18 protein-coding genes and 1 pseudogene are annotated in these 20,387 nt (G+C 61.8%); 1 reads left to right on the forward strand and 18 read right to left on the reverse strand.

Annotated features, from left to right (window positions below; genetic code table 11):
- Positions 1 to 166 precede the first annotated feature (166 nt).
- From EFD55_RS09515 to pcsA, 6 genes are read right to left on the reverse strand one after another with little or no spacing between them, the layout of a single operon-like run.
- Complete coding sequence (locus EFD55_RS09515) at positions 167 to 1,243, reverse strand: BMP family ABC transporter substrate-binding protein (RefSeq protein ID WP_125844635.1); 1,077 nt, start codon at positions 1,241 to 1,243, stop codon at positions 167 to 169.
- Positions 1,244 to 1,296: 53 nt separating this feature from the next.
- Positions 1,297 to 2,217 carry an ABC transporter permease gene (locus EFD55_RS09520; protein WP_125844637.1) on the reverse strand — a complete coding sequence of 307 codons (921 nt, stop codon included), beginning with the start codon at positions 2,215 to 2,217 and terminating at the stop codon, positions 1,297 to 1,299.
- A complete protein-coding gene (locus EFD55_RS09525) occupies positions 2,214 to 3,299 on the reverse strand; it encodes an ABC transporter permease (protein ID WP_125844639.1) in 1,086 nt (361 codons plus the stop codon). Before EFD55_RS09525 ends, EFD55_RS09520 begins: the two co-directional genes overlap by 4 nt.
- Positions 3,289 to 4,857, reverse strand: a complete 1,569-nt coding sequence (locus EFD55_RS09530) for an ABC transporter ATP-binding protein (protein ID WP_125844641.1) — start codon at positions 4,855 to 4,857, stop codon at positions 3,289 to 3,291. Before EFD55_RS09530 ends, EFD55_RS09525 begins: the two co-directional genes overlap by 11 nt.
- A gap of 39 nt (positions 4,858 to 4,896) precedes the next feature.
- The gene (locus tag EFD55_RS09535; protein ID WP_125844643.1) at positions 4,897 to 5,877 is read right to left on the reverse strand and encodes a quinone oxidoreductase family protein; all 981 of its coding nucleotides are present in this window, start codon (positions 5,875 to 5,877) and stop codon (positions 4,897 to 4,899) included.
- 10 nt (positions 5,878 to 5,887) lie between these two features.
- A complete protein-coding gene (gene pcsA / locus EFD55_RS09540) occupies positions 5,888 to 6,616 on the reverse strand; it encodes a phosphatidylcholine synthase (RefSeq protein ID WP_125844645.1) in 729 nt (242 codons plus the stop codon).
- A 344-nt stretch (positions 6,617 to 6,960) separates the two neighbouring features.
- Here pcsA and EFD55_RS09545 point away from each other — a divergent pair, with 344 nt between their 5' ends.
- Positions 6,961 to 7,773 carry a ferredoxin--NADP reductase gene (locus EFD55_RS09545; protein WP_125844647.1) on the forward strand — a complete coding sequence of 271 codons (813 nt, stop codon included), beginning with the start codon at positions 6,961 to 6,963 and terminating at the stop codon, positions 7,771 to 7,773.
- 50 nt (positions 7,774 to 7,823) lie between these two features.
- Here the strand turns inward: EFD55_RS09545 and EFD55_RS09550 are convergent, their stop codons facing one another.
- From EFD55_RS09550 to EFD55_RS09605, 12 genes and pseudogenes are all read right to left on the reverse strand, one after another.
- Positions 7,824 to 8,438, reverse strand: a complete 615-nt coding sequence (locus EFD55_RS09550; RefSeq protein ID WP_125844649.1) for a GntR family transcriptional regulator — start codon at positions 8,436 to 8,438, stop codon at positions 7,824 to 7,826.
- Positions 8,439 to 8,548: 110 nt separating this feature from the next.
- A complete protein-coding gene (locus tag EFD55_RS09555; protein ID WP_125844651.1) occupies positions 8,549 to 8,920 on the reverse strand; it encodes a VOC family protein in 372 nt (123 codons plus the stop codon).
- Positions 8,921 to 9,003: 83 nt separating this feature from the next.
- On the reverse strand, positions 9,004 to 10,206 hold the full coding sequence (locus EFD55_RS09560; protein ID WP_125844653.1) for an ABC transporter permease: 1,203 nt from the start codon (positions 10,204 to 10,206) through the stop codon (positions 9,004 to 9,006).
- Positions 10,196 to 10,912, reverse strand: coding sequence for an ABC transporter ATP-binding protein (locus EFD55_RS09565; RefSeq protein ID WP_125844655.1), 717 nt, complete (start codon positions 10,910 to 10,912; stop codon positions 10,196 to 10,198). Before EFD55_RS09565 ends, EFD55_RS09560 begins: the two co-directional genes overlap by 11 nt.
- Before the next feature lie 12 nt (positions 10,913 to 10,924).
- A pseudogene (locus EFD55_RS09570) lies at positions 10,925 to 12,212 on the reverse strand (efflux RND transporter periplasmic adaptor subunit).
- Between the two features lie 225 nt (positions 12,213 to 12,437).
- A complete protein-coding gene (locus EFD55_RS09575) occupies positions 12,438 to 12,812 on the reverse strand; it encodes a GFA family protein (RefSeq protein ID WP_125844656.1) in 375 nt (124 codons plus the stop codon).
- 9 nt (positions 12,813 to 12,821) lie between these two features.
- Positions 12,822 to 13,031: a hypothetical protein gene (locus EFD55_RS09580; RefSeq protein WP_008526691.1), complete on the reverse strand. Its 210-nt coding sequence runs from the start codon at positions 13,029 to 13,031 to the stop codon at positions 12,822 to 12,824.
- Positions 13,032 to 13,327: 296 nt separating this feature from the next.
- The gene (locus tag EFD55_RS09585) at positions 13,328 to 14,407 is read right to left on the reverse strand and encodes an ABC transporter ATP-binding protein (protein WP_125844658.1); all 1,080 of its coding nucleotides are present in this window, start codon (positions 14,405 to 14,407) and stop codon (positions 13,328 to 13,330) included.
- 30 nt (positions 14,408 to 14,437) lie between these two features.
- Entirely contained in the window at positions 14,438 to 15,487 is a 1,050-nt protein-coding gene (locus EFD55_RS09590) for a carbohydrate ABC transporter permease (protein WP_125844660.1), read from the reverse strand.
- A complete protein-coding gene (locus EFD55_RS09595; RefSeq protein ID WP_125844662.1) occupies positions 15,484 to 16,521 on the reverse strand; it encodes a carbohydrate ABC transporter permease in 1,038 nt (345 codons plus the stop codon). The genes EFD55_RS09590 and EFD55_RS09595 overlap by 4 nt, the downstream gene beginning before the upstream one ends.
- Before the next feature lie 11 nt (positions 16,522 to 16,532).
- Positions 16,533 to 17,792, reverse strand: coding sequence for an ABC transporter substrate-binding protein (locus EFD55_RS09600; RefSeq protein ID WP_125844663.1), 1,260 nt, complete (start codon positions 17,790 to 17,792; stop codon positions 16,533 to 16,535).
- Positions 17,793 to 17,856: 64 nt separating this feature from the next.
- Positions 17,857 to 20,373, reverse strand: a complete 2,517-nt coding sequence (locus tag EFD55_RS09605) for a hypothetical protein (RefSeq protein WP_125844665.1) — start codon at positions 20,371 to 20,373, stop codon at positions 17,857 to 17,859.
- Positions 20,374 to 20,387 lie beyond the last annotated feature (14 nt).

The following is a 20,387-nucleotide window of genomic DNA, read 5'->3' on the forward strand; positions in this document are numbered from 1 at the left end:
TTCGGCACCAGGCTATCGAGCGTCACCATCTCAAGAGCCGTCTGGGTGGGGGCAGGTTTCTTCAACATGTCCCAATGAATCATAAACCCCTGGACGGTGCCAGGGGTTTGTCAGCAGTCTGAGCGCCCACAAGGGGCGCTCTTCGCAACTGCGAATTGAGCGCTATTTATTGTGCCGGCAGCTTGTCGTCGACGCCTTCGACATAGAAATTCATGCCGAGCAGCGTGCCGTCATCGGCCTTCTCGCCGGCCTTCAGCCAAGGCGTGCCGTCCTGCTTGTTGATCGGGCCGGTGAAGGGATGCAGTTCGCCTGATTTGATCTTGGCTTCGGTTTCCTCGGCCATCTTCTTTACGTCATCAGGCATGTTCGTGTATGGCGCCATCTTCAGGATGCCGTCCTTCAGGCCGTCCCAGCTCTGCTCGGACTTCCAGGTGCCGTCCAGAAGCGCGTGAACACGCTTGGAGTAGTAGTTACCCCAGGTATCGACGATCGCCGTCAGTTGAGCCTTGGGGCCTGCTGCGATCATGTCGGAGGCCTGGCCGAAAGCATGGATGCCGCGTTCTTCGGCAACCTGCATCGGCGCGGTCGTGTCGGTATGCTGCGTCAGCACGTCGACACCCTGGTCGATCATCGCCTTGGCGGCATCGGCTTCCTTGCCGGGGTCGAACCAGGTGTTGACCCAGATGACCTTCAGCTTGAAGCTCGGATCGATCGACCTTGCGCCCTGCTCGAAGGAGTTGATGCCCATCACGACCTCGGGAATCGGGAAGGAAGCGATATACGCCGCGCCATGGTTCTTCGAGGTCTTGGCGGCGATCTGGCCGAGGATGTAGCGGCCTTCATAGAAACGCGAGTTGTAGGTCGCAAGGTTCGGGCCGGACTTGTAGCCGGTGCCGTGCTCGAACTTGACCTTCGGGAACTTGGCGGCGACCTTCACCGTCGCATCCATGAAGCCGAACGAGGTCGTGAAGATCAGCTTGCAGCCGGAACGGGCAAGGCGCTCGATGGCGCGCTCGGCGTCCGGGCCTTCCGGTACGTTTTCGAGGTAAGGCGTATCGATCTTGTCGCCGAACTCGGCCTGGACCTGCTGGCGGCCGAGATCGTGGGCCTGCGAATAACCGCCATCGGTGTGCGAACCGACATAGACGAAGCAGACCTTCGTCTTGTCAGCCGCCTGAGCGGCGGAGGAGATGCCGATCACGGCGGCAGCCGAGGCGGCAAGGGTGAATGCGAACTTCTTCATGGTGACCCCTGTTGGTTTGAAGTTATTCCGGAAACCCGTCTTATGTTGTTGCTTTATCGCTCCGGTACGAAGGCTTTTCCAAGCGACGCGGGCGTATTGATCAACGTCGTGCGCCGATTATGGGAAATGACGATGAGAACCACAATAGTCGCGGCATAGGGCAGCATCGAGAGGAACTGCGAGGGAATGCCGAGACCGAAGGCCTGCGCGTGAAGCTGCAGGATCGTGACCGCGCCGAAGAGATAACCGCCGGCGAAAACCCGCCACGGCCGCCAGGATGCGAAAACGACAAGCGCCAGCGTGATCCAGCCGCGGCCGGCCGACATGTTCTCCACCCATTGCGGGGTATAGACGAGTGAAAGCTGCGCGCCGGCAAGACCGGCACAGGCGCCGCCGAACATCACCGCGAGATATCGCGTGCGGATGACATGAATGCCGAGCGCATGGGCCGAACCGTGATTGTCGCCGATCGCCCGGAGCTTCAGGCCGGTCCGGCTGCGGAACAGGAACCAACTGACGGCAAAGACCAGCGCGATCGACAGGTAGAAGATCAGGTCCTGCTTGAAAAGAACCGGACCGATGACAGGAATATCGGATAAAACAGGAATGGTGATCTCTTCCAGCCGGATGCCGGGCACGCTGACGAAGGGTTCGCCCAACTGGCCGGATGCGCCAAGGCCGAGGAGGGTCAACGCCAGACCGGTCGCCACCTGGTTCGCCACCAAGGTCAGCGTCAGGAAGGCGAAGAGCAGCGAGAAAAGCGCGCCGGCGACGATGCCGCAGATGATGCCGACATAGGGTGAGCCCGACATCTGCGCACCGGCGAAAGCGGCGACCGCGCCCATGATCATCATGCCTTCGACGCCGAGATTGAGGACGCCGGAGCGTTCCGTCACCAATTCGCCAAGCGCCGCAATGACGAGAGGCGTCGATGCCGTAATGACGGTCAGGAGGATGGCTTCGAAGATGCTCATGCGGCACCGCCCCTTACGCGCGACCAGATGATGCGGATTTTGTAATAGATCAGCGTGTCGCAGGAGAGCACGAAGAACAGCAGCAGGCCCTGAAAGACGCGCGTGACCTTGTCCGAAACGCCGATCGAAAGCTGCGCCGCCTCGCCGCCGAGATAGGTGAGCGCCAGCACCAGGCCCGAGGCGATGATGCCGAGCGGATTGAGGCGGCCGAGGAAGGCGACGATGATGGCGCTGAAACCATAGCCCGGCGAGATTGCCGGCTGCAGGTGGCCGATCGAGCCGGAGACCTCGCAAATGCCGGCAAGCCCCGCGAGCGCGCCGGAGAAGAGGAAGCTGAACCAGATCATCTTCTTCGAAGAGAAGCCGGCGAAGCGCCCTGCCCGCTCTGACTGGCCGAGCACGACGATTTCGAAGCCCTTCAGCGTATACCGCAGCATGAACCACACACCGATCGCCGCGACGATGGCAAAGATGAAGGCCCAATGGGCCCGGCCCGATTCTTCCCAGATCGCGGGCAGCACCGCCTCAGGCGCGAAATCGCGAGAGACGGGAAAGTTGAAACCCTTCGGGTCGCGCCAGGCGCCGCGAATCAGCCAATCGAGGAAGAGCTGGGCGATATAGACCAGCATCAGCGACGTCAGGATCTCGTTGGTGTTGAAATGCGCTTTCAAAAGCGCCGGAACGGCCGCGAAAAGCGCGCCGCCGAGTGCACCAGCGATCAGCATCAGCGGCAGCACGAGCGGCGAATGCCAGTCGTAGAAGACGATCGGCAGATAGGAGCCGGTAATGGCGCCGATGGTGAACTGGCCTTCGGCGCCGATATTCCAGTTGTTCGAGCGATAACAGACGGCAAGGCCGACGGCGATCAGGATCAGGGGTGCGGCCTTGATCGCCAGTTCGTGCAGCGACCAGACCTCGAGTAGCGGCTCGACGAAGAAGGCATCCAGCGCCTCGACCGGATCCTTGCCAAGCATGGCAAACATGATGGCGCCGAATATCAGCGTCAGGACGAGGGCAAGGAGCGGCGAGACGACGCCGAAGAGCTTCGAGACGTCGGGGCGTTTTTCAAGTTCAATGCGCATGGACTGCCTCCGCGGCAGAACCGCTCTCATGCAAGCCGCCCATCAGCAGGCCGATCTTTTCACGCGTCAGTTCGCTCGCCGGGAACGGCCTGGAAAGGCGGCCTTCGGAGATGACGGCGATATCGGTCGCCACTTCGAAGATCTCGTCCAGGTCCTGGCTGATGACGACGACGGCCGAACCGCTTCTTGCAAGATCGACCAGGGCCTGGCGGATGCGGCTTGCCGCCCCGGCATCCACACCCCAGGTCGGCTGGTTGACGACCAATACCGCCGGCTGGCGGTCGAGTTCACGGCCGACGATGAATTTCTGCAAATTGCCGCCGGAGAGCGAACCGGCGGCCGGATCATCGCCGCTCTTGCGGACATCCATGGCCTCGGAAATGCGCCTTGCGGCGGACTTCACCGCGCCGTGGCGGATGATGCCGAGCAGGCCGAGAAACGCCTTGCGGTCCGACTGGCTGCGGGCAAGGACGAGATTGTCCGACAGTTTCATGGCCGAGACAGCAGCATGGCCATGACGCTCCTCCGGCACGAAACCGGCACCGAGAAGCCGGCGGGCGGTAATGCCCTGATTGCCCACGTGCTTTTTGCGGATGACGATCGCCTCGGCCGAGGCGACCGGATATTCGCCGGAGAGAGCATCGAAGAGCTCGCTTTGCCCGTTGCCCGCGACACCAGCGATGGCGAGGATCTCGCCCGAGCACACCATCATCGACACATCACGCAGCGGCATGGCGAACGGCGTGCGCGCCGCGACGGAAAGGTTCGCGACGGCAAGCTGCACGTCACCCTTGTCGCTGCGCTCCGGATGGGTAACGGCCGCCACCTCGCTGCCAACCATCATGCGGGCAAGCGAGGCCGGCGTTTCCCGCTTCGGATCGCAGGCTCCGGTCACCCGGCCGTGGCGCAGAACGGTCGCCCGGTCGCAGATGCGCTGCACCTCTTCCAGGCGATGGCTGATATAAAGAACGGAACGTCCCTCGGAGCGGAGCTTGAACAGTGTCTCAAACAGCCTGTCGGCCTCCTGCGGCGTCAGCACCGAGGTCGGCTCGTCGAGGATGATCAGCTTCGGGTTCTGCAAGAGCGCGCGGACGATCTCGATGCGCTGACGCTCGCCGACCGAGAGATCGGCGACATGGGCATGAGGATCAAGCGGCAGGCCATAGGCGATGGACAGAGCCCTCGCCTCCTCGGCGATCCTGTCGATCGGGATGGCGTCATCGAGCGACAGCGCGATATTTTCGGCAACCGTCAGCGCCTCGAATAGAGAAAAATGCTGGAAAACCATGCCGATGCCGAGCTTGCGGGCTTCGCCCGGCGAAGTGATCGAGACCGGCCCGCCGTGCCAGAGGATTTGTCCGGCCGTCGGTTCCAGCACACCAAACAGCATCTTTACCAGCGTGGATTTGCCTGCGCCGTTTTCGCCGAGAAGCGCATGAATTTCGCCCGGCGCAATATCAAGATCGATTTCATTGCAGGCAGCAAAGCTGCCGAAAAATTTGGTCAGCTTCTGGACCGATAACAACGCACCGGAATCCGGTACATTCAATGGCGACACGTTCCCCTCATTTCTTCTGCCAACCGGTCCGTTCGGATCTCATGGAATCAGCAGCGTCGTTCCTGTTGTTTTTCTTGCTTCCAGATCTGCGTGAGCCCGCCCAACCTCACGTAGCGGATAGGTTTGATTGACATTGATACGCACTTTGTTGCTTTGCACAACATCAAATAGCGCGTTTGCACTGTCGATCAGTTCCTGGCGGGCGGCGATATAGGTGAAGAGGGTAGGCCGCGTTGCAAAGAGCGAGCCCCTCTGGGCCAGCGCCGAAAGGGTGAAATTCTCGATCGGCCCGGAGGATTGGCCGAATGAGGCAAAAAGACCGCGCGGCTTCAGGCAGTCGAGCGACTGTGGAAAAGTGTCGCGGCCGATCGAATCGTAGACGACATCCACGCCCTTGCCGCCTGATATCTCGCGGACACGGCCGACGAAATCCTCACTCTTGTAGTTGATCACATGGTCGTAGCCATGGGCAAGCGCCAGCTCGACCTTGTCCTCGGAGCCTGCGGTGCCGATAACGGTGGCGCCGAGCGCCTTTGCCCATTGTCCGGCGATCAGCCCGACGCCGCCGGCCGCGGCATGGAACAGGAGGATGGTCTCCGGGCCGACCTTGAAGGTGCGGTTGAGCAGATATTCGGCGGTCATGCCCTTCAGCATCATCGCCGCCGCCGTTTCGAGCTTTATGCCGTCAGGGACATGGACGAGATGCCAGGTCTCAATGTTGCGTTCGCTGCTATAGGCACCGTCGGCGCCGGCATAGGCGACACGGTCGCCGACCTTGAAATCCTCGACACCAGGACCGACCGCCGTCACGGTGCCGGCGCCCTCCTTGCCGGTGACGAAGGGCAGGTGCGGCGCCTTGTAGGTGCCGTTGCGGAAATAGACGTCGATGAAATTGAGGCCGACCGCCGCCTGCCTGATCTGCACCTCACCCACAGACGGTGGCGGAAGATCGACGTCGACATAGTCGAACACCTCCGGCCCGCCCGTCCTCGAGAATGAAACCGCCTGCGTTTTCGCCATCTTGCCTGTCCTAAGCTTCGCGTCCGAGGGTCGGGAAGAATTGCAGCACCGCGCCGATGACGTAAAGATAGATTCCGGTCACGATGAAGAGAATGAGCGCCCATTCAGGCGTGTCGAAATGCATCAGCAACGAATAGATGCCGAGCGTCGACCACAGGAAAAAGACGCCGAGATTGAGCGGGCGCAGCCGCTTGACGCGGACCGGGTGCAGGAAATTGATCGGCAGGAAGGTCAGCACCACCGAAACGGTTACGACGGCAAGCGCCGTCGTCGCGCTCGCATCGATGACGAACAGCGTGAAGACGATCATGTTCCAGACGACGGGGAAGCCGGAGAAGAAATATTCCTCCGTCTTCATACCCATGTCGGCATAATAGATGGCGCTGGAGACGACGATCATGCCGGCGGCGACGAAGGACCAGGGTTCGCCGATCATGCCGCTCTGATAGAGCGCGAAAGCGGGCAGAAGCACATAGGTGACGTAATCGATGATGTTGTCGAGCGTATCGCCCGACCAGTTCGGCAGCACTTCCTTGACGCGCACCTTGCGGGCGATCGGACCGTCGATGCCGTCGACGAGAAGGGCAAGCCCCAGCCACCAGAACATATCGATGAAGCGGTGCTCGGCAGCCGCGACGACGCCGAGAAAGGCCAGGAAAGAGCCGGAAGCCGTCAGGATATGGACGGAAAAGGCGCGCATTTCCGCATAAGGAACACGCTTGTAGTTGAAAATCTTCATATTCCCCCGACCGCCCTATCGCGCTCGCTCCGGCAAGCGTCTTTTTTCGCCATCATCACCGGCCCTGTTCCTGTACAGGGTTCGGCGCCGTAGGTCTTTGTTGTCGCACCGTTTTTGCCGAAAGCCGGCGTCCATTCCAGGCGCGCCGCTCTAATATGCATCCTTTGCCGGGCTTCGCCAGCGCGAAATATAACATTCCCCGCCCGCCATTGAATCCTGACAGTAACACGCATATTTCCTTTCATGAGCGCTGGATGGAATGGAATGCCTTTAATTTCGGCCCGATATGTAATATCTGCCTCGCATCCGACAGTTCATCCGACGAAACGGGATCCTCTACCGCAATGAACGCGCCTGCAAAGACCGAAGACTTCGCCTCGTCCATCCCCGCCGGTGTTTACGCCGAGACGGTGCTTGCCGTGACACATTATACGGACCGGCTCTTCCGCTTCACGATGACCCGGCCGCAGGGCTTCCGTTTCCGTTCCGGTGAATTCGCAATGATCGGCCTGATGGTCGAGGGCAAGCCGGTCTTCCGCGCCTATTCGATCGCCAGCCCCGCCTGGGCCGAAGAACTTGAATTCTTCTCGATCAAGGTGCCTGACGGCCCGCTGACTTCGCATCTGCAGGCGATCAAGCCTGGTGATCAGGTGCTGATGCGGAAGAAGCCGACGGGCACGCTGGTGCTCGATGCGCTGACACCCGGCCGTCGTCTCTACATGTTCTCGACGGGAACAGGCATTGCGCCGTTCGCCAGCCTGATCCGCGATCCCGAGACCTATGAGAAGTTCGAGGAAGTCATTCTCACCCATACGACCCGCGATGTCGCCGAGCTGAAATACGGCTTCGACCTCGTGCACGAGATCCAGAACGATGAGCTGCTGAAGGAAGTCGTCGGCGACAAGCTGCGGCACTATCCCACGGTCACGCGCGAGGATTTCGCGTATCGCGGCCGTATCACCGACCTGATCTCCTCCGGCAAGCTGTTCACCGATCTCGGCGTGCCGCCGCTCGACCCGGCAATCGACCGCGGCATGATCTGCGGTTCCTCGGCAATGCTGAAGGATACCAAGGAACTGCTCGAGAAGGCCGGCCTCGATGAAGGCGCCAACAGCAAGCCCGCCGAGTTCGTCATCGAGCGCGCGTTCGTCGGCTGACGCTCTACTAACAACCAGATCTGACAGCGGCTCCGGAAACGGGGCCGTTTCTATATGTGGGCAAGATAGTCGATCAGCGCCGTCATGGCGGCGCGCGCCTCATCCGGCTTGCCCGCATGGATGGCGCGGATAACGGCGACATGCAGCGAGATGGAGCGATCCATGCGTTCCGGGCTTGCGGTGGAGTACCAGAGACGGCGCGCATGGGTTTGCACCGGGCCAAGCGCTGCCATGATGAAGCCGTTCGGACAGGCATCCTCAAGGATTTCGTCGAAGGACTTGTCAGCTGAGAAGAAGCCAGCGAGATCTCCCGTGACTGCGCATTCCTCCATCGCGCGGGCGCATTCGATGAGGCGCGCGCGCTGTTCGTCGGTAGCGCGTTCGGCAGCGAGCCCTGCCGCGATCGGCTCCAGTTCGCGGCGCACCTGCATGACATTGCCATGGTCCTCAGGCGCGATCTCGGCAACCTGCAGCCCAACACGCGCCTTCACCAGGATGAGCCCCTGCCAGGCGAGCTTCTGGATCGCCTCGCGAACCGGCGTACGCCCGTGACCCGCCATATCGATCAGCTGCTTTTCGGTGACAAGTGCGCCAGGTTTCAGCGCCAGCGTCACGATCAGATGCTCCAGCGCGAGATAGGCAAGATGGCTCTGTGAAGTCTGCATGCCGAAATCCGACTCCGAAATTGATATTTCACGCGCGGACAAGCCGAGAATGGAAGGCAAGTCTCGCTGATATATCATAATGGAGACAGATAGATAACAAGGCTTCCAGGTCAAGCGCTTTCCGCACGCTTTCGAAAAGCCCGGCTGGAAACCGAGATCGAATTTTGACATGGGTCCTTAGCGTTGGCGAACATGTAGCCGTCAGCCTTGTGAATAGCCCCGAACTCCAGGCCGTTCTCCGCGCATCGCCTGCAAAAGGCGACGACGTCCTCCACGTCGAATACGAGCTTGACGGTGGATTGGCCGCTCCGCTGACCCTTAGCGGCCTGATGAAGCATTATATTCGCGCCGCCGTCCTGAGAAACCAGTTCGACGATCCTGTCGCCGGGCAGGCCAATCGCCTTGAAACCGAAGTGCTTCTCATAAAACCGCGCCGTTTCCTCGACGTTTTTGGCGTAGATCAGCAGTCTCTTGGGCGGCATGATTCTGCCCTTCGATAGCGCTCGTATTCGGTTCATAGGAGTAGCGAGGCATCATCCGTTTTGCCACGGCTGAGCGATTTTTTTCATTCATGCCGCAGTGCCTCGATGGGGTTGAGCTGGGCTGCCCTTCTCGCCGGGAAATAGCCGAAGATCATGCCGATCGCTGCGGAGAACAGGAAGGCGACGGCGACCATGAGGGGGCTGAAGACGAAGGGCACTTTCAGCAGCGTCACTGCGCCGAAACCGAGGCTCAAGCCTAGTACGATGCCGGTGATGCCTCCGAACAGCGACAGCGCCACGGCTTCGACCAGGAACTGAGTGAGCACCTGATTTTCGAGCGCGCCGATTGCCAGGCGAATGCCGATCTCGCGGGTGCGCTCGGTGACCGAGACCAGCATGATGTTCATGATGCCGATGCCGCCGACGAGCAGGCTGATTGCGGCGACGGCGCCGAGCAGGCCGGTCAGCAGCGTCGTCGTGCCGGTCATCGCCTCAGCGATCTGCGTCATGTCGTTGACGTTGAAATCGTCCTGCCGGCCGGGAATGATCTTGCGGCGCTCGCGCAGGAGATTTTCGACATCGGACTGCACCTTGGCGGTGGAGACGCCGTCGCGCGCCGAGATGATGATCTGCGGCACGTTGCTGTTGCCGCTGATGCGCCGCTGGAACACCTTGACCGGCATGATGACGACATCGTCCTGATCAGTGCCCATGCCGGACTGGCCGCGCTTGGCAAGGACGCCGATGACGGGACACGAGACCTTGCCGACGCGGATCTGCTGGCCAGTCGGGTCGGCGCTGCCGAAGAGTTGCGAGCGCACCGTCTCGCCGATGATGCAGCGCGCCTGGCCGCGTTCCTCGGAGGGCAGGAAATTGCGGCCGAGCGCCAGATCCCAGTCCTGCGCGACGAAATAATCGTTGGTGGTGCCGGAGACGCTGGTCGAATGGTTCTGGCCGCCGAAAATCACGGTCGCTGTGGACTGGTTGAGCGGCGCCACTGCCCTGAGGCCGCCGATCTGGTCGCGAATGGCCGCGACGTCCTTGATGCTGAAACGCTTGGCCTCGGAACTCGCCCGGCCGGGACCGAACTGGCCGGGACGGACGAACAGCATGTTGGTGCCGAGCCGTGACAGCTCGGTCGAGACCTGCGCGGTCGTGCCGTTGCCGATCGTTACCAGCGCGATGACGGCGGCAACGCCGATGACGACGCCGAGCACGGTCAGGAAAGAGCGCAGCATGTTGCGGCTGATGGCGCGCAGCGCGAGCTTCAGCGTCTCAAAGAACATGATCCGCCCTCCTCCGGTGCTCAACCTCGGTCTCGAGCTTGCCGTCGACGAAGCGCAGCAGCCGCTGGGCATAGGCGGCGATGTCGGGCTCGTGCGTGACCATGACGATGGTGATGCCTTGCTCTCGGTTCAGCCGCGTCATCAGGTCCATGATTTCGACGCTGGTCTTCGTGTCGAGATTGCCTGTGGGCTCATCGGCCAAAAGCAGCGCCGGTTCGGTGACGATGGCCCGCGCTATGGCGACGCGCTGCTGCTGGCCGCCTGACAGTTCCTGCGTCTTGTGATGTTCACGGCCGGACAGGCCGACCAGCGCCAAGGCTTCGTGGGCTCGGTCACGCCGCTCGCGCACCCCCATGCCGCGATAAATCAGCGGCAGCTCGACATTTTCGACGGCCGAGGTGCGCGACAAGAGGTTGAAGCCCTGGAAGACGAAACCGAGCATGTGGCGGCGCAGCAGCGTCAGCTGGCCGCGGTCGAAGCCACTGGTCGGGATGCCCTGGAAGATGTAGTCGCCGCCACTCGGCACGTCGAGGCAGCCGAGGATGTTCATCGCCGTCGATTTGCCGGAGCCTGACGGTCCCATGATCGCGACGAATTCATGGGCGTTGATCGCAAGGTCGACATGGTCGAGCGCGCGGATCGCCGCCTCGCCCTGCCCGTAGACTTTCGAGACCTGCCTGAATTCGATGAGCGGCGAGCTTGTCATGCGTCCCCTCGCCTAATTCGTCCGCAACGTCGCATCGGTCACCAGCGCATCGTGCTCCTTGATGTCGCCGGAGACGACCTGGGTGAACTGGCCGTCGGATGAGCCGACCTGGATGACGACGGGCGTCGGGCGGCCATCGCGCAGCACCCAGACGCGACGTTCGGCGCCCGTCAGCGCCGGACCGGAATCGCGGCGCTGGCGCGGCGGACCGAAAAGGCCGAAAATGCCGCGGCCGCGCCGTTCCGCCTGCGCCGGGGCGTAGCGCAATGCGGCGTTCGGCACCATCAGCGTATCCTTGACGGCCTCGACGGTGACATCGGCCGTCGCCGTCATGCCGGGGCGCAGCAGCAGGTCGGCATTATCGACTGACAGTACCGCCTTATAGGTCACGACATTGTTGACCACTTCGGAGGCAAAGCGGATCTGCTCGATCTCCGCCGGAAAGGTCCGGTCGGGATAGGCGTCCACGGTAAATTTCGCCTTCTGGCCGACGGCGATATGGCCAACGTCGGCCTCATCGACATCGACCTGCAGCTCCATCTTCTTCAGGTCGCCGGCAATGGTGAAGAGGATCGGCGCGGAAAGCGAGGCTGCGACCGTCGCGCCCGGATTGACGGAGCGGGTAAGGATCACCCCGTCGATCGGCGACACGATCTTCGCCTTGGCGAGGTTGACCTCGGCAAGCTGCAGGTCGGCCTCCGAGGCCAGCACCTCGGCTTCGTTGATCTGTTTGGCGGCAACGGCGGAATCATACTTGTAGGTGGCGTCGTCGAGGCTCTGCTGGGTGGAGACGTTGCTCCTGACGAGACTCTTCAGCCGCTCCAGCGAGGTACTTGCCGATTGCAGGTCTGCATTGGCCTTGGCGACGTTCGCCTTGGCTGAATTGAGTTTGGCGCGAGCTCTTCACATCCGCCTCGAGCTTATTGGTGTCGAGGAGGGCAAGCACCTCGCCCGCTTTGATCGTGCTGTTGTAATCGACGTTGACGTCGCGAACCGTGCCGGAAAGCTCGCTCGATATATCCACCTGCTCGGTCGGCTGCACCGAGCCGGTAGCGGTGACGAGCACCGTCAGGTCGCCACGTTTTGCCGGCTGGCTGGAATAGCTCACTTCACTGCGCCCACGGCCCATGTAGACATAGGCGGCGATTGCGGCGGCGGCGATGACGACGAGAAGAACGATCAGGCGCCCGCGCCAGCGGCGGCCCTTGCCTTGCCTTCCCGACGCGGCGAGAACCGCTGCGAGGTCGGGCGTTGCGCCAGCCTTTGCTCCGGTTTCGTCGGCGCTTACGATTTTGTTCATGTCGTCCTCGATCAGTCAGTGGCCGTCCGGGCCCCACAGCGAAATAATCACAATGCAGATGAACCGACGATTAGCGTCGCGCCGAACTGGCACGGAATTGCGGAAGGGTGAAATGAAATATTGGTAAGGAAAGTCAAGTTTCGGTGCGCTTGGTCATGTCGCGCAAAAATGTGCGGCGGTTTTGCGATCAAGACATGCGGTAAACCAAAGACTTAAAAGCGCCCGTCAGCGCGCATCCTCGGCAAATTGGTCCACGCCGGACAAGGGATGCAGCCACGGCTCGCGCCGCTTGATCCAGACCTCATAGCTGGGCGCAAGGTCGGTCGGCGGACTGTCGAGAGAACCCAGGCGAATTTCCGCCTCATCGTTCCTGAGACAGAAAAGCCTGCTGCCGCAGACGGGGCAGAAGCTGCGGCCGGCGAAGCTGGCGATCTTGCCGCTATGGGAAAAAGCCGGACGCGGCCAGACTGCAAAGAAAACGAAGGCGGAGCCGCTCGATTTGCGGCAATCGGCACAGTGGCAGAGGCCGACACGAAGCGGCTCGCCCTCCACCTCATAGGCAACCGCTCCGCAAAGGCAGCTTCCGGTTCGGATATTCATGATGGGGTGTCAGGCGTCGAGACTGGTCGGCAGCCCCGGCGGGCGTCGCTTTGCCGCCATCAACAGGTCGAGCTCCGTGGCGGATGGACCGAACTTTTCGTAGAGCCGTTTTGCTTCCTTGTCGTCGAGCCGGTATTTCCTGGCAAATTCACTGATGCTGTAGGGGCGGCCACGCAACACTCTTCGCGCCGGGGTCGCCGTATTCGGTGCGTCGGTCATGGTTTTCTCCTTTCATCGGCTACCCTTTAAGCTAGAGCGATAGGATGAATAGGGAAGAGCCCATGAGCTGCACCGACCCTTCCAGCATGGTGGATCGGGTTCATTTCCGGAACCTTCTTGCCGATATGCGCATTTTCAGATCGAGGTTGCGGACCGCGCCAAGCGGACGCGGCGGTGGCGGAGAACATCGGGATTTTTCCGCTTTCTCCCGGTGGCCAACGAAACGGCAGATGAGCTCCCTACCCGCCCGGTCCGCTTCCTCGTCCCGCCTCACTCAGCATTTTGCGCGGTATGCTTTAGGACAGACGCTGGCCGTCCTCGCCGAAGAGATGCAGCACAGCGGGATCGAGATTGAGCGGCAGGCTATCGCCCGATTTCATCCGCTGCTGGCCGGCAAAGACCGCGATCAGCTTCTTTCCGGCGGCGTCGGCATGAACGACCGTCTCGGAGCCCAGTTCCTCGACCAGCATGATGCGGGTGTCCAGCCTGGTCGCGGCATTTGCATCGGCAAGGGTGATGTGTTGCGGCCGGATGCCGATGCTGATCCTTTCGCCGACCGGAAGAGTTTCACGCGCGATGGCGGAAAGGCGGTGGCCGCCGACGGTTTCGACCTCAGTGAAACCGCCGTCGTGGCCGACGACGGCGCCTTCCAGGAAATTCATGTGCGGCGCGCCGATGAAGCCGGCGACGAAGCGGTTCGCCGGCTTGTTGTAAAGTTCGAGCGGCGTTCCGACCTGCTCAATCCTGCCGCCTCTCAGCACGACAATGCGATCGGCAAGTGTCATCGCCTCGACCTGGTCATGGGTGACGTAGATCATCGTCGCCTTCAGGCGAGCGTGGAGGGCCGCGAGTTCGGCGCGCATCGAGACGCGCAGTTCCGCGTCGAGATTGGACAGCGGCTCGTCGAGCAGGAAGGCATCCGGCCGGCGGACGATCGCGCGGCCGATCGCGACGCGCTGGCGCTGGCCGCCGGAGAGCTGACCCGGACGGCGCTGCAGGAAGGGTTCGATCTCCAGCATGCGGGCGGCATCGGCGATGCGCGCTTCGATCTCGGCCTTCGGCACTTTGGTGTTTTCGAGGCCGAAGGCGAGATTTTCCCGCACGCTCATATGCGGGTAGAGCGCATAGGACTGGAAGACCATCGCAAGGCCGCGATCGGCGGCGGTGATACCGGTGACATCCTTGCCGTCGATGGCGATGCTGCCGCCTGTGGGCTTATCGAGGCCGGCGATCAGGCGCAGCAGCGTCGATTTCCCGCAACCGGACGGGCCGACAAAAGCGACGAACTCACCGTCGTTGACGGCAAGCGAGACATCGCGAATGACCTCGACGGCGCCGAAATTCTTGACGATGTTCCTGAGTTCGAGCCCGCTCATGCACTCTCCTGTTTCATATTATGAGCCCGCCTATTTCAGTCCGGAGCCGGCGATACCCGTCGTGATGAAGCGCTGCAGGAAGACAAAGATCAGCACGACGGGGATCATAGAGACGACGGTCATGGCGAGGATGTAGTGCCATTGCACATTGAGTTCGCCGGCATAGACGTTGAGGCCGACCTGCAGCGTGTAGAGTTCCTTGCGCGAGAGCACGATCAGCGGCCAGAGGAAATCGTTCCATCGCCAGACGACCGAGAAGATCGCCAGCACCGCCAGCGCCGGCGCCGACAATGGCAGTATGATGCGCCAGTAGATTTGCCACTCGCTGGCCTTGTCCATGCGCGCGGCGTCGATCAGCTCGTCGGGGATCGTCAGCATGTATTGCCTGAGCAGGAAGACCCCGGTCGGGGTCGCGACCGTCGGCAGGATGACGCCCCAGAGACTGTCGAAGAGGTTCAGCGTGCCGATGACGGAATAGAGCGGCACGACGATGACCGAAAGCGGCACCATCAGCGTCGCCAGGATCATCAGCATGACGGCGGTGCGCCCGGGGAACTGGTATTTCGACAGCGCGAAGGCGGCCATGGAATTGACGAGCAGCGTAATGGCCGTCGCTGCCACCGTCACGAAGACGGAATTGCGCAGGAACAGGAAGAAATCGAAGCGCTGGAACGGCTCGGTATAGTTGCCGCCGGCGAATTCGACCTTGCGCACCGGCGTGCGGTCCTTGATGTTGGCCTTGACGATCTCACCCGGCTGCTTCGGATCGATCATCTGGCCGATGATGCCGATGCGACGGACTTCGGCAAGCACGCGGCTGCTACCATCCGGCATGGTGACGTTATAAAGCGGCAGCGGCTTGTTGTAGCCCGGCACATCAGCCTGCTCGGTGACATATGGCAGGAAGGACGGCGGGAATTCGGCAAGTGCTGCCGGCGTCTTGAACGAGGAGAAGACCAGCCAGACGGCCGGACCGAACATCAAAAAGACGCCCGATATCAGCCAGATCCAGGTGACCACATCCGTCCAGTGCCAGCCACGCCCGCGGCGGCGAAGGAGGAAGGCACCGACAGCGCTCATTGGCGTGTTCCCTTCTTCTCGTTACCGGCGCTGACACCGAGTTGGATCAGCGTCAGGATGACAAGCACGATGCCCATCAGGATCGAGGCAGCCGATGCAAGCCCCGGATTGCGCAATGAACTCGCAAAGCCGGTCTCGTAAATATACTGGGTGATGTACATGGTGCTGGTGCCCGGCCCGCCGCCGGTCAGCACGAAGACCTCATCGAAAATCTGCACGGCGCGGATCAGCGCCAGCACCAGGACGACGATAAGGTTCGGCATCAGCAGCGGCAGGGTAATGCGCCGGAAGATGCGGGTCGGGCTCGCCTTATCCATCGCCGCCGCCTCGTAGAGATCCTTCGGTATCGCCTGCAGGCCGGCCAGCAGGATCAGCGCGTAGAAACCCATATGCGCCCAGACCGAGACGAAGACGGAAAAAAAGAAGGCCCAGAAACGATCGCTGAGCCAGGAGAAAGGCTCGAAGCCGAAGGGGCTCAGCGCATAATTCAAGAGGCCTTCACGTTGTAGAATCCATTTCCAGATCAGGCCGACGACGACGGGCGACAGAAGCACGGGAAAGAAGAAGACGGCGCGCCAGAAGCCGCGATTGGAGAGCTCTCGGTTGAGGATCAGCGCCGTTGCCAGCGCTGCGACCAGCATCAATGTCACCTGGAAGACGACGAAGACGGCCGTGTTGCGCACGGCCGCCCAGAATGTATCGGCCGCGCAGGTAGACGGGTCGAGGTAGCTGCGGCAATCGAAGAGAACGCGGTATTGTTCGGCGCCGACATAGGTCCTGTTCTGCAGGAAGATGGCGCCGCCGCTCGTCGTCGAATAGATGAAGTTGATGACCAGCGGCAGTAGCACGAAGACGGTGAAGATCAACATGTTCGGCGCTAGGAAAACGCCCGCCATGCCGTTCAGCCCCGTCAGCTTCTGCCAGGCGCGCATGGGAATATCGACGAACCCCATGGCAAGCCGGACAGGCGCAAGGAGCGCCTGCCGCAGACCGGTTTTGACAGGTGGTTCTGAAGAAACCTTCTTTGCCGCCATCGGTTCTTCCGTCAGTTGCCGGCGACCTTCGCCTTGATGTCCTCGTCGATGCGGGCATAGGCGTCGTCGAGCTTCATTTCGCCGGCGATCACCTGGCTGATGCGGGCGACGATGGCACTGTAATAGGCGTCCGACCACTTCCAGCCCGGCAGCTTCATGGCGGGTGCCGCCGTCTGGCCGGAGGCTTCGACGAAAGCCTTCAGCGCCGCCTTCACATGCGGATTATCGGTCTTGAAGTCCAACTGGCCGGAGGCAACACCCTTATGCGCCGGAATGAACAGGCTGCGCTCGGCGAACTCCTTCTGCACGTCGGCGCTCGCCAGGTAATCCATCACCTTGGCGACGTCCTTAGGGTTTTTGGTATATTTGATGGCGACGAGACCGGCGCCGCCCTGCATGCCGGTGCAGGCGACAGTGCCGCAAGGGCTGCCGGTCATGACCCAATCGAAATTGTCGCCGATCTTCTGGGCGAAGCCCGGGACCTGCCAGCTGCCGGAATAAAGATAGGCAAGGCCGCCATTGATGAAGTCCTCGGCGGCGGAGCGGTAGGTGGTGCCGGCGGCACTGACCCAGACGTCCTTGTTGATGGTGCCGTCCTCATTCCACTTAACGAAACGGCTGAGGAAATCCTTGGCGCCTTGATCGATCGGCGCGGGCTTGCCGTCGGCGGCGATGTAGTTGGCGCCGTAGGAGATGTTCGGGCCGGAGACACGGTGGCCGGAGCGGTCGATCGCCATGGCGAAGACCTTCTGGCTGTCTGCCACCTTCTTGGCTGCCGCCGCCCAGTCATCCCATGTGGCCTTGGGGCCGGGAATTTCGACGCCGGCCTGCTCGAACAGTGTCTTGTTGGCGAAGCCGCCGGTCAGCGTCAGCTGCGTCATGAAGCCGGTGATGGCGTTCGAGCCGTCAGGGCGCATCCAGTCGGCCTGGGCGCCGAAATTGTCATCCCAGTATTTCGCGTCGGCGAGGTACGGGCGAAGGTCGAGCCAGTGCTGCGCCGGCGCCTTCAGGTTGGTGAGGCGGGCAATATCGGGTCCCTTACCGGCTTCCAACTGCACCGGCAGCTGTTCCTTGACGACATCGTAGGAAACCTCGTCGAGGATGACATTGACATCGGGATTGGCCTTGGAGAAGCGCGACAGCAGATCCTTGATCACAGCGCCTTCGCCGCCATCGGAATACCACATGATGCGCACGTCGCCGGCGTGAGCGGCAACGGAACTCAAAAGAACCGCAGCAAAAGCCGCGCCGATCGATTTCATTCTGGTCATTTTCTCCTCCTCCTGACCGATGAATTTCTGCGCCCGGCCGGTCCTCCCCCGCCGGGCACCTCGTTTACGAGGCCGCGCGCCGAGGCTGCCTGCCCGGTATCTCCAAATGTACCGCGTCTCCCCGCACAGACCAGTCCGAAGGGCGAAGAATACGGCCTTCAGCGCGCACGGTGCCGTCCTCTTCGAAGACGACTTGGCCATAATCCGGATCGACGACGATCAGTGCGCCCTCGTCGTCCCGGCGGGCCGAAAGCCCGGCGAAACGTGCCTGTATGCCGTCAAGGCCGCCGTCGCGATCGAGATCGGAGAGACGAACGATCCAGCGGCTTTTTCGGCCGGCGAGCCTAAGCTCCATACCGGTCGTCGGGCCCTCCTTCACCGGCGTCAATGCTCCGCTGCCGATCAGCATCGTTAGACCGTTGCCGGAGCGGGCAAGCGCCAGATTGCCGTCAACTGCGGTTTCGTCGAAGGCCTCGACAGGGAACCAGGCATGGGTGAAATCCGGCTGGCCTTCATGGATCTCGAAATCGAGGATCGCCAGATTGCGATACTGGTGCACGCGCGGCAGCGTTCCGCAGCCGCCCCAGAAGCTCGGCCGGCCGTAGCCGAACTGGATGGTTTCCCCGGGATGGTTGATCCAGATCTGCGCTTCCGGCCGGGCGCCCAGGCGCAAATGCAGCACCGTCTCCTGATAGCCCCAGGCGCCTGGCCGATAATGTGCGATGGTGCCGAGCGCGGTATCGCGCGTCTTGTAGTGGTAGAGCGCGGCGAAGCGGTTCTCACCCTGGGAAAAGGTCCATTCCTGCGCGTCGTCGGATTGATGCGCGGCTATTTCGGCCAGCGTCTCGGGGAAACGCAGGCCGTGATCGCGAATGCAGACGGCGAGCTGCGGTAGGGCGTGGACGCGCCGGCTGTACCAGCCACGGCCCCAGAGAAGGCGGGCGATGGCTGACAGTTCGACCGAGCGGCCGGGTCGTAGCGTGTGTTCGTAGGAGCGGCCCTGGCTGCCGGTCAGCATGCCATGATGGGCCGAGCGGGCGACGATCTCTATCAGGCGGACGATGCTGGCGCTCGCCCGAGCACGGATCGTTTCGTCAGGCGCGCAGGCGGCCAACGCCGTCAGGCCCTTGAGGTCGATCGGGAAATAGGGAACGGAATTCCACTCGGCCATTTCCCAGCGCTCGAAATGATCAAGCCAGGCGCGCACGCGCTGCTCGCCGACCTTCATCTGCTCGACGCCGGTGCGGCCGGAACGGACGAAGACGGCGTTGGGGAAAAGCCTGCCGCCGAGATAGGCGGCGGTATGGAAAAGAAGCGCGTGGTTTTCCGAAAAATACCATTGAACGTCGTTGCCCGGCTCGTCCATCCAATAGCGATAGCGGAGAACGGCCTGCTCGATCCTTTCCCGCAGACCCGGCGACAGCAGATCACTCCAGCGCGTATAGGCAAATAGCAGCGGCACGAGCACGAAATCAGCACAGTCGTGACAATCCTCGATGACCGGCAGCATGGCCGAGATCATCGCCTCGGTCTCCTCGCCGCCCTGCCCTAGCGCCAGGCGCGCAAAAGCGCAGACCGTGTCAGGCTCGGAATGCGCCGCGACCTCGGCAAGCGCCTCGGCGACGCGGTCATCCAGCGCAGCGGGCGCTTCTCCCTGAGGATGACAGATTTCGACGCCGAGCGTGCGGCCGATGGAAAACTCGTCGGCCTTGAAGGCGATCCGGAAATGGCGGAAATCGGCCGGCATCCGCTCCGAGGTGCCGAGATCAAGCCTTGTCGCCCCTTTCTCCAGTTCGAAATCATAGTCGAAACGTTCGGTCGACATGAAGTCGCCTTCGATCTCGACATGGCAGGTCAACGCCACCGGCAGCGGTTTGGGGAAAAGGATCGTTACATCTTCGCCGAAATAAGCGGTGCGGTCGAACCTGATCCCTTCGAGGATCGCTTCAAGCGCATCCGCATCACCGGCCGCGACGGGAACCGGAACCGACGTTTCGACCTCCGGCCCTTCGAGATAATCCAGCTGGAAATAGAAACGGGCGTCGCGCTCGGCGAGATCGTCGAAATAGATGAGGATCTCATTGAGGCCGGCCGCCAGCTCGGCCTCGAAGACCTGTTGGGCCTCGAGGTTGCGCTCGTAGGGCGCCATGAAGCCCTGTTCGTCACCGTTGACGAAGAGGATTGCGCCGCCACAGGTCGACAGGCGAAGCGTGGCAGGCCCCGCCGATCGGGCATCCAGAAAGGTGCGCGCCCAGCAGCCGATGCGCGTCGGGCGAAACCAGAAACCGGACAGGTCGACACGCGGGGACGCGAAGGGAAGCCACCAGCGGGTGGCCTCGAATTCGGCGGCCGGTTGCGGCCGCCGTCCTGAGAATGCTTGCTTGAATTCGGTGCGGCAAGGATATTCATGAGGAATGAAGTTCTTCGTCTTGGTGACGAAGAAGAACGGATCCATCCTGCCTTCCATCGGACGGTCGGCGACGTCATAACGCTCCTGCCACAGGTGGGCGAGCTGCCAATAGACGATCGGGTTATTCTTCGCGGTTGCACGACGGAGATAGGATTGCTGCTCGGCGGCCATGCTTAGCCCACGCG

The sequence above is a fragment of the Rhizobium pisi genome (assembly GCF_003938655.1).
GTDB classification, from domain to species: domain Bacteria; phylum Pseudomonadota; class Alphaproteobacteria; order Rhizobiales; family Rhizobiaceae; genus Rhizobium; species Rhizobium pisi.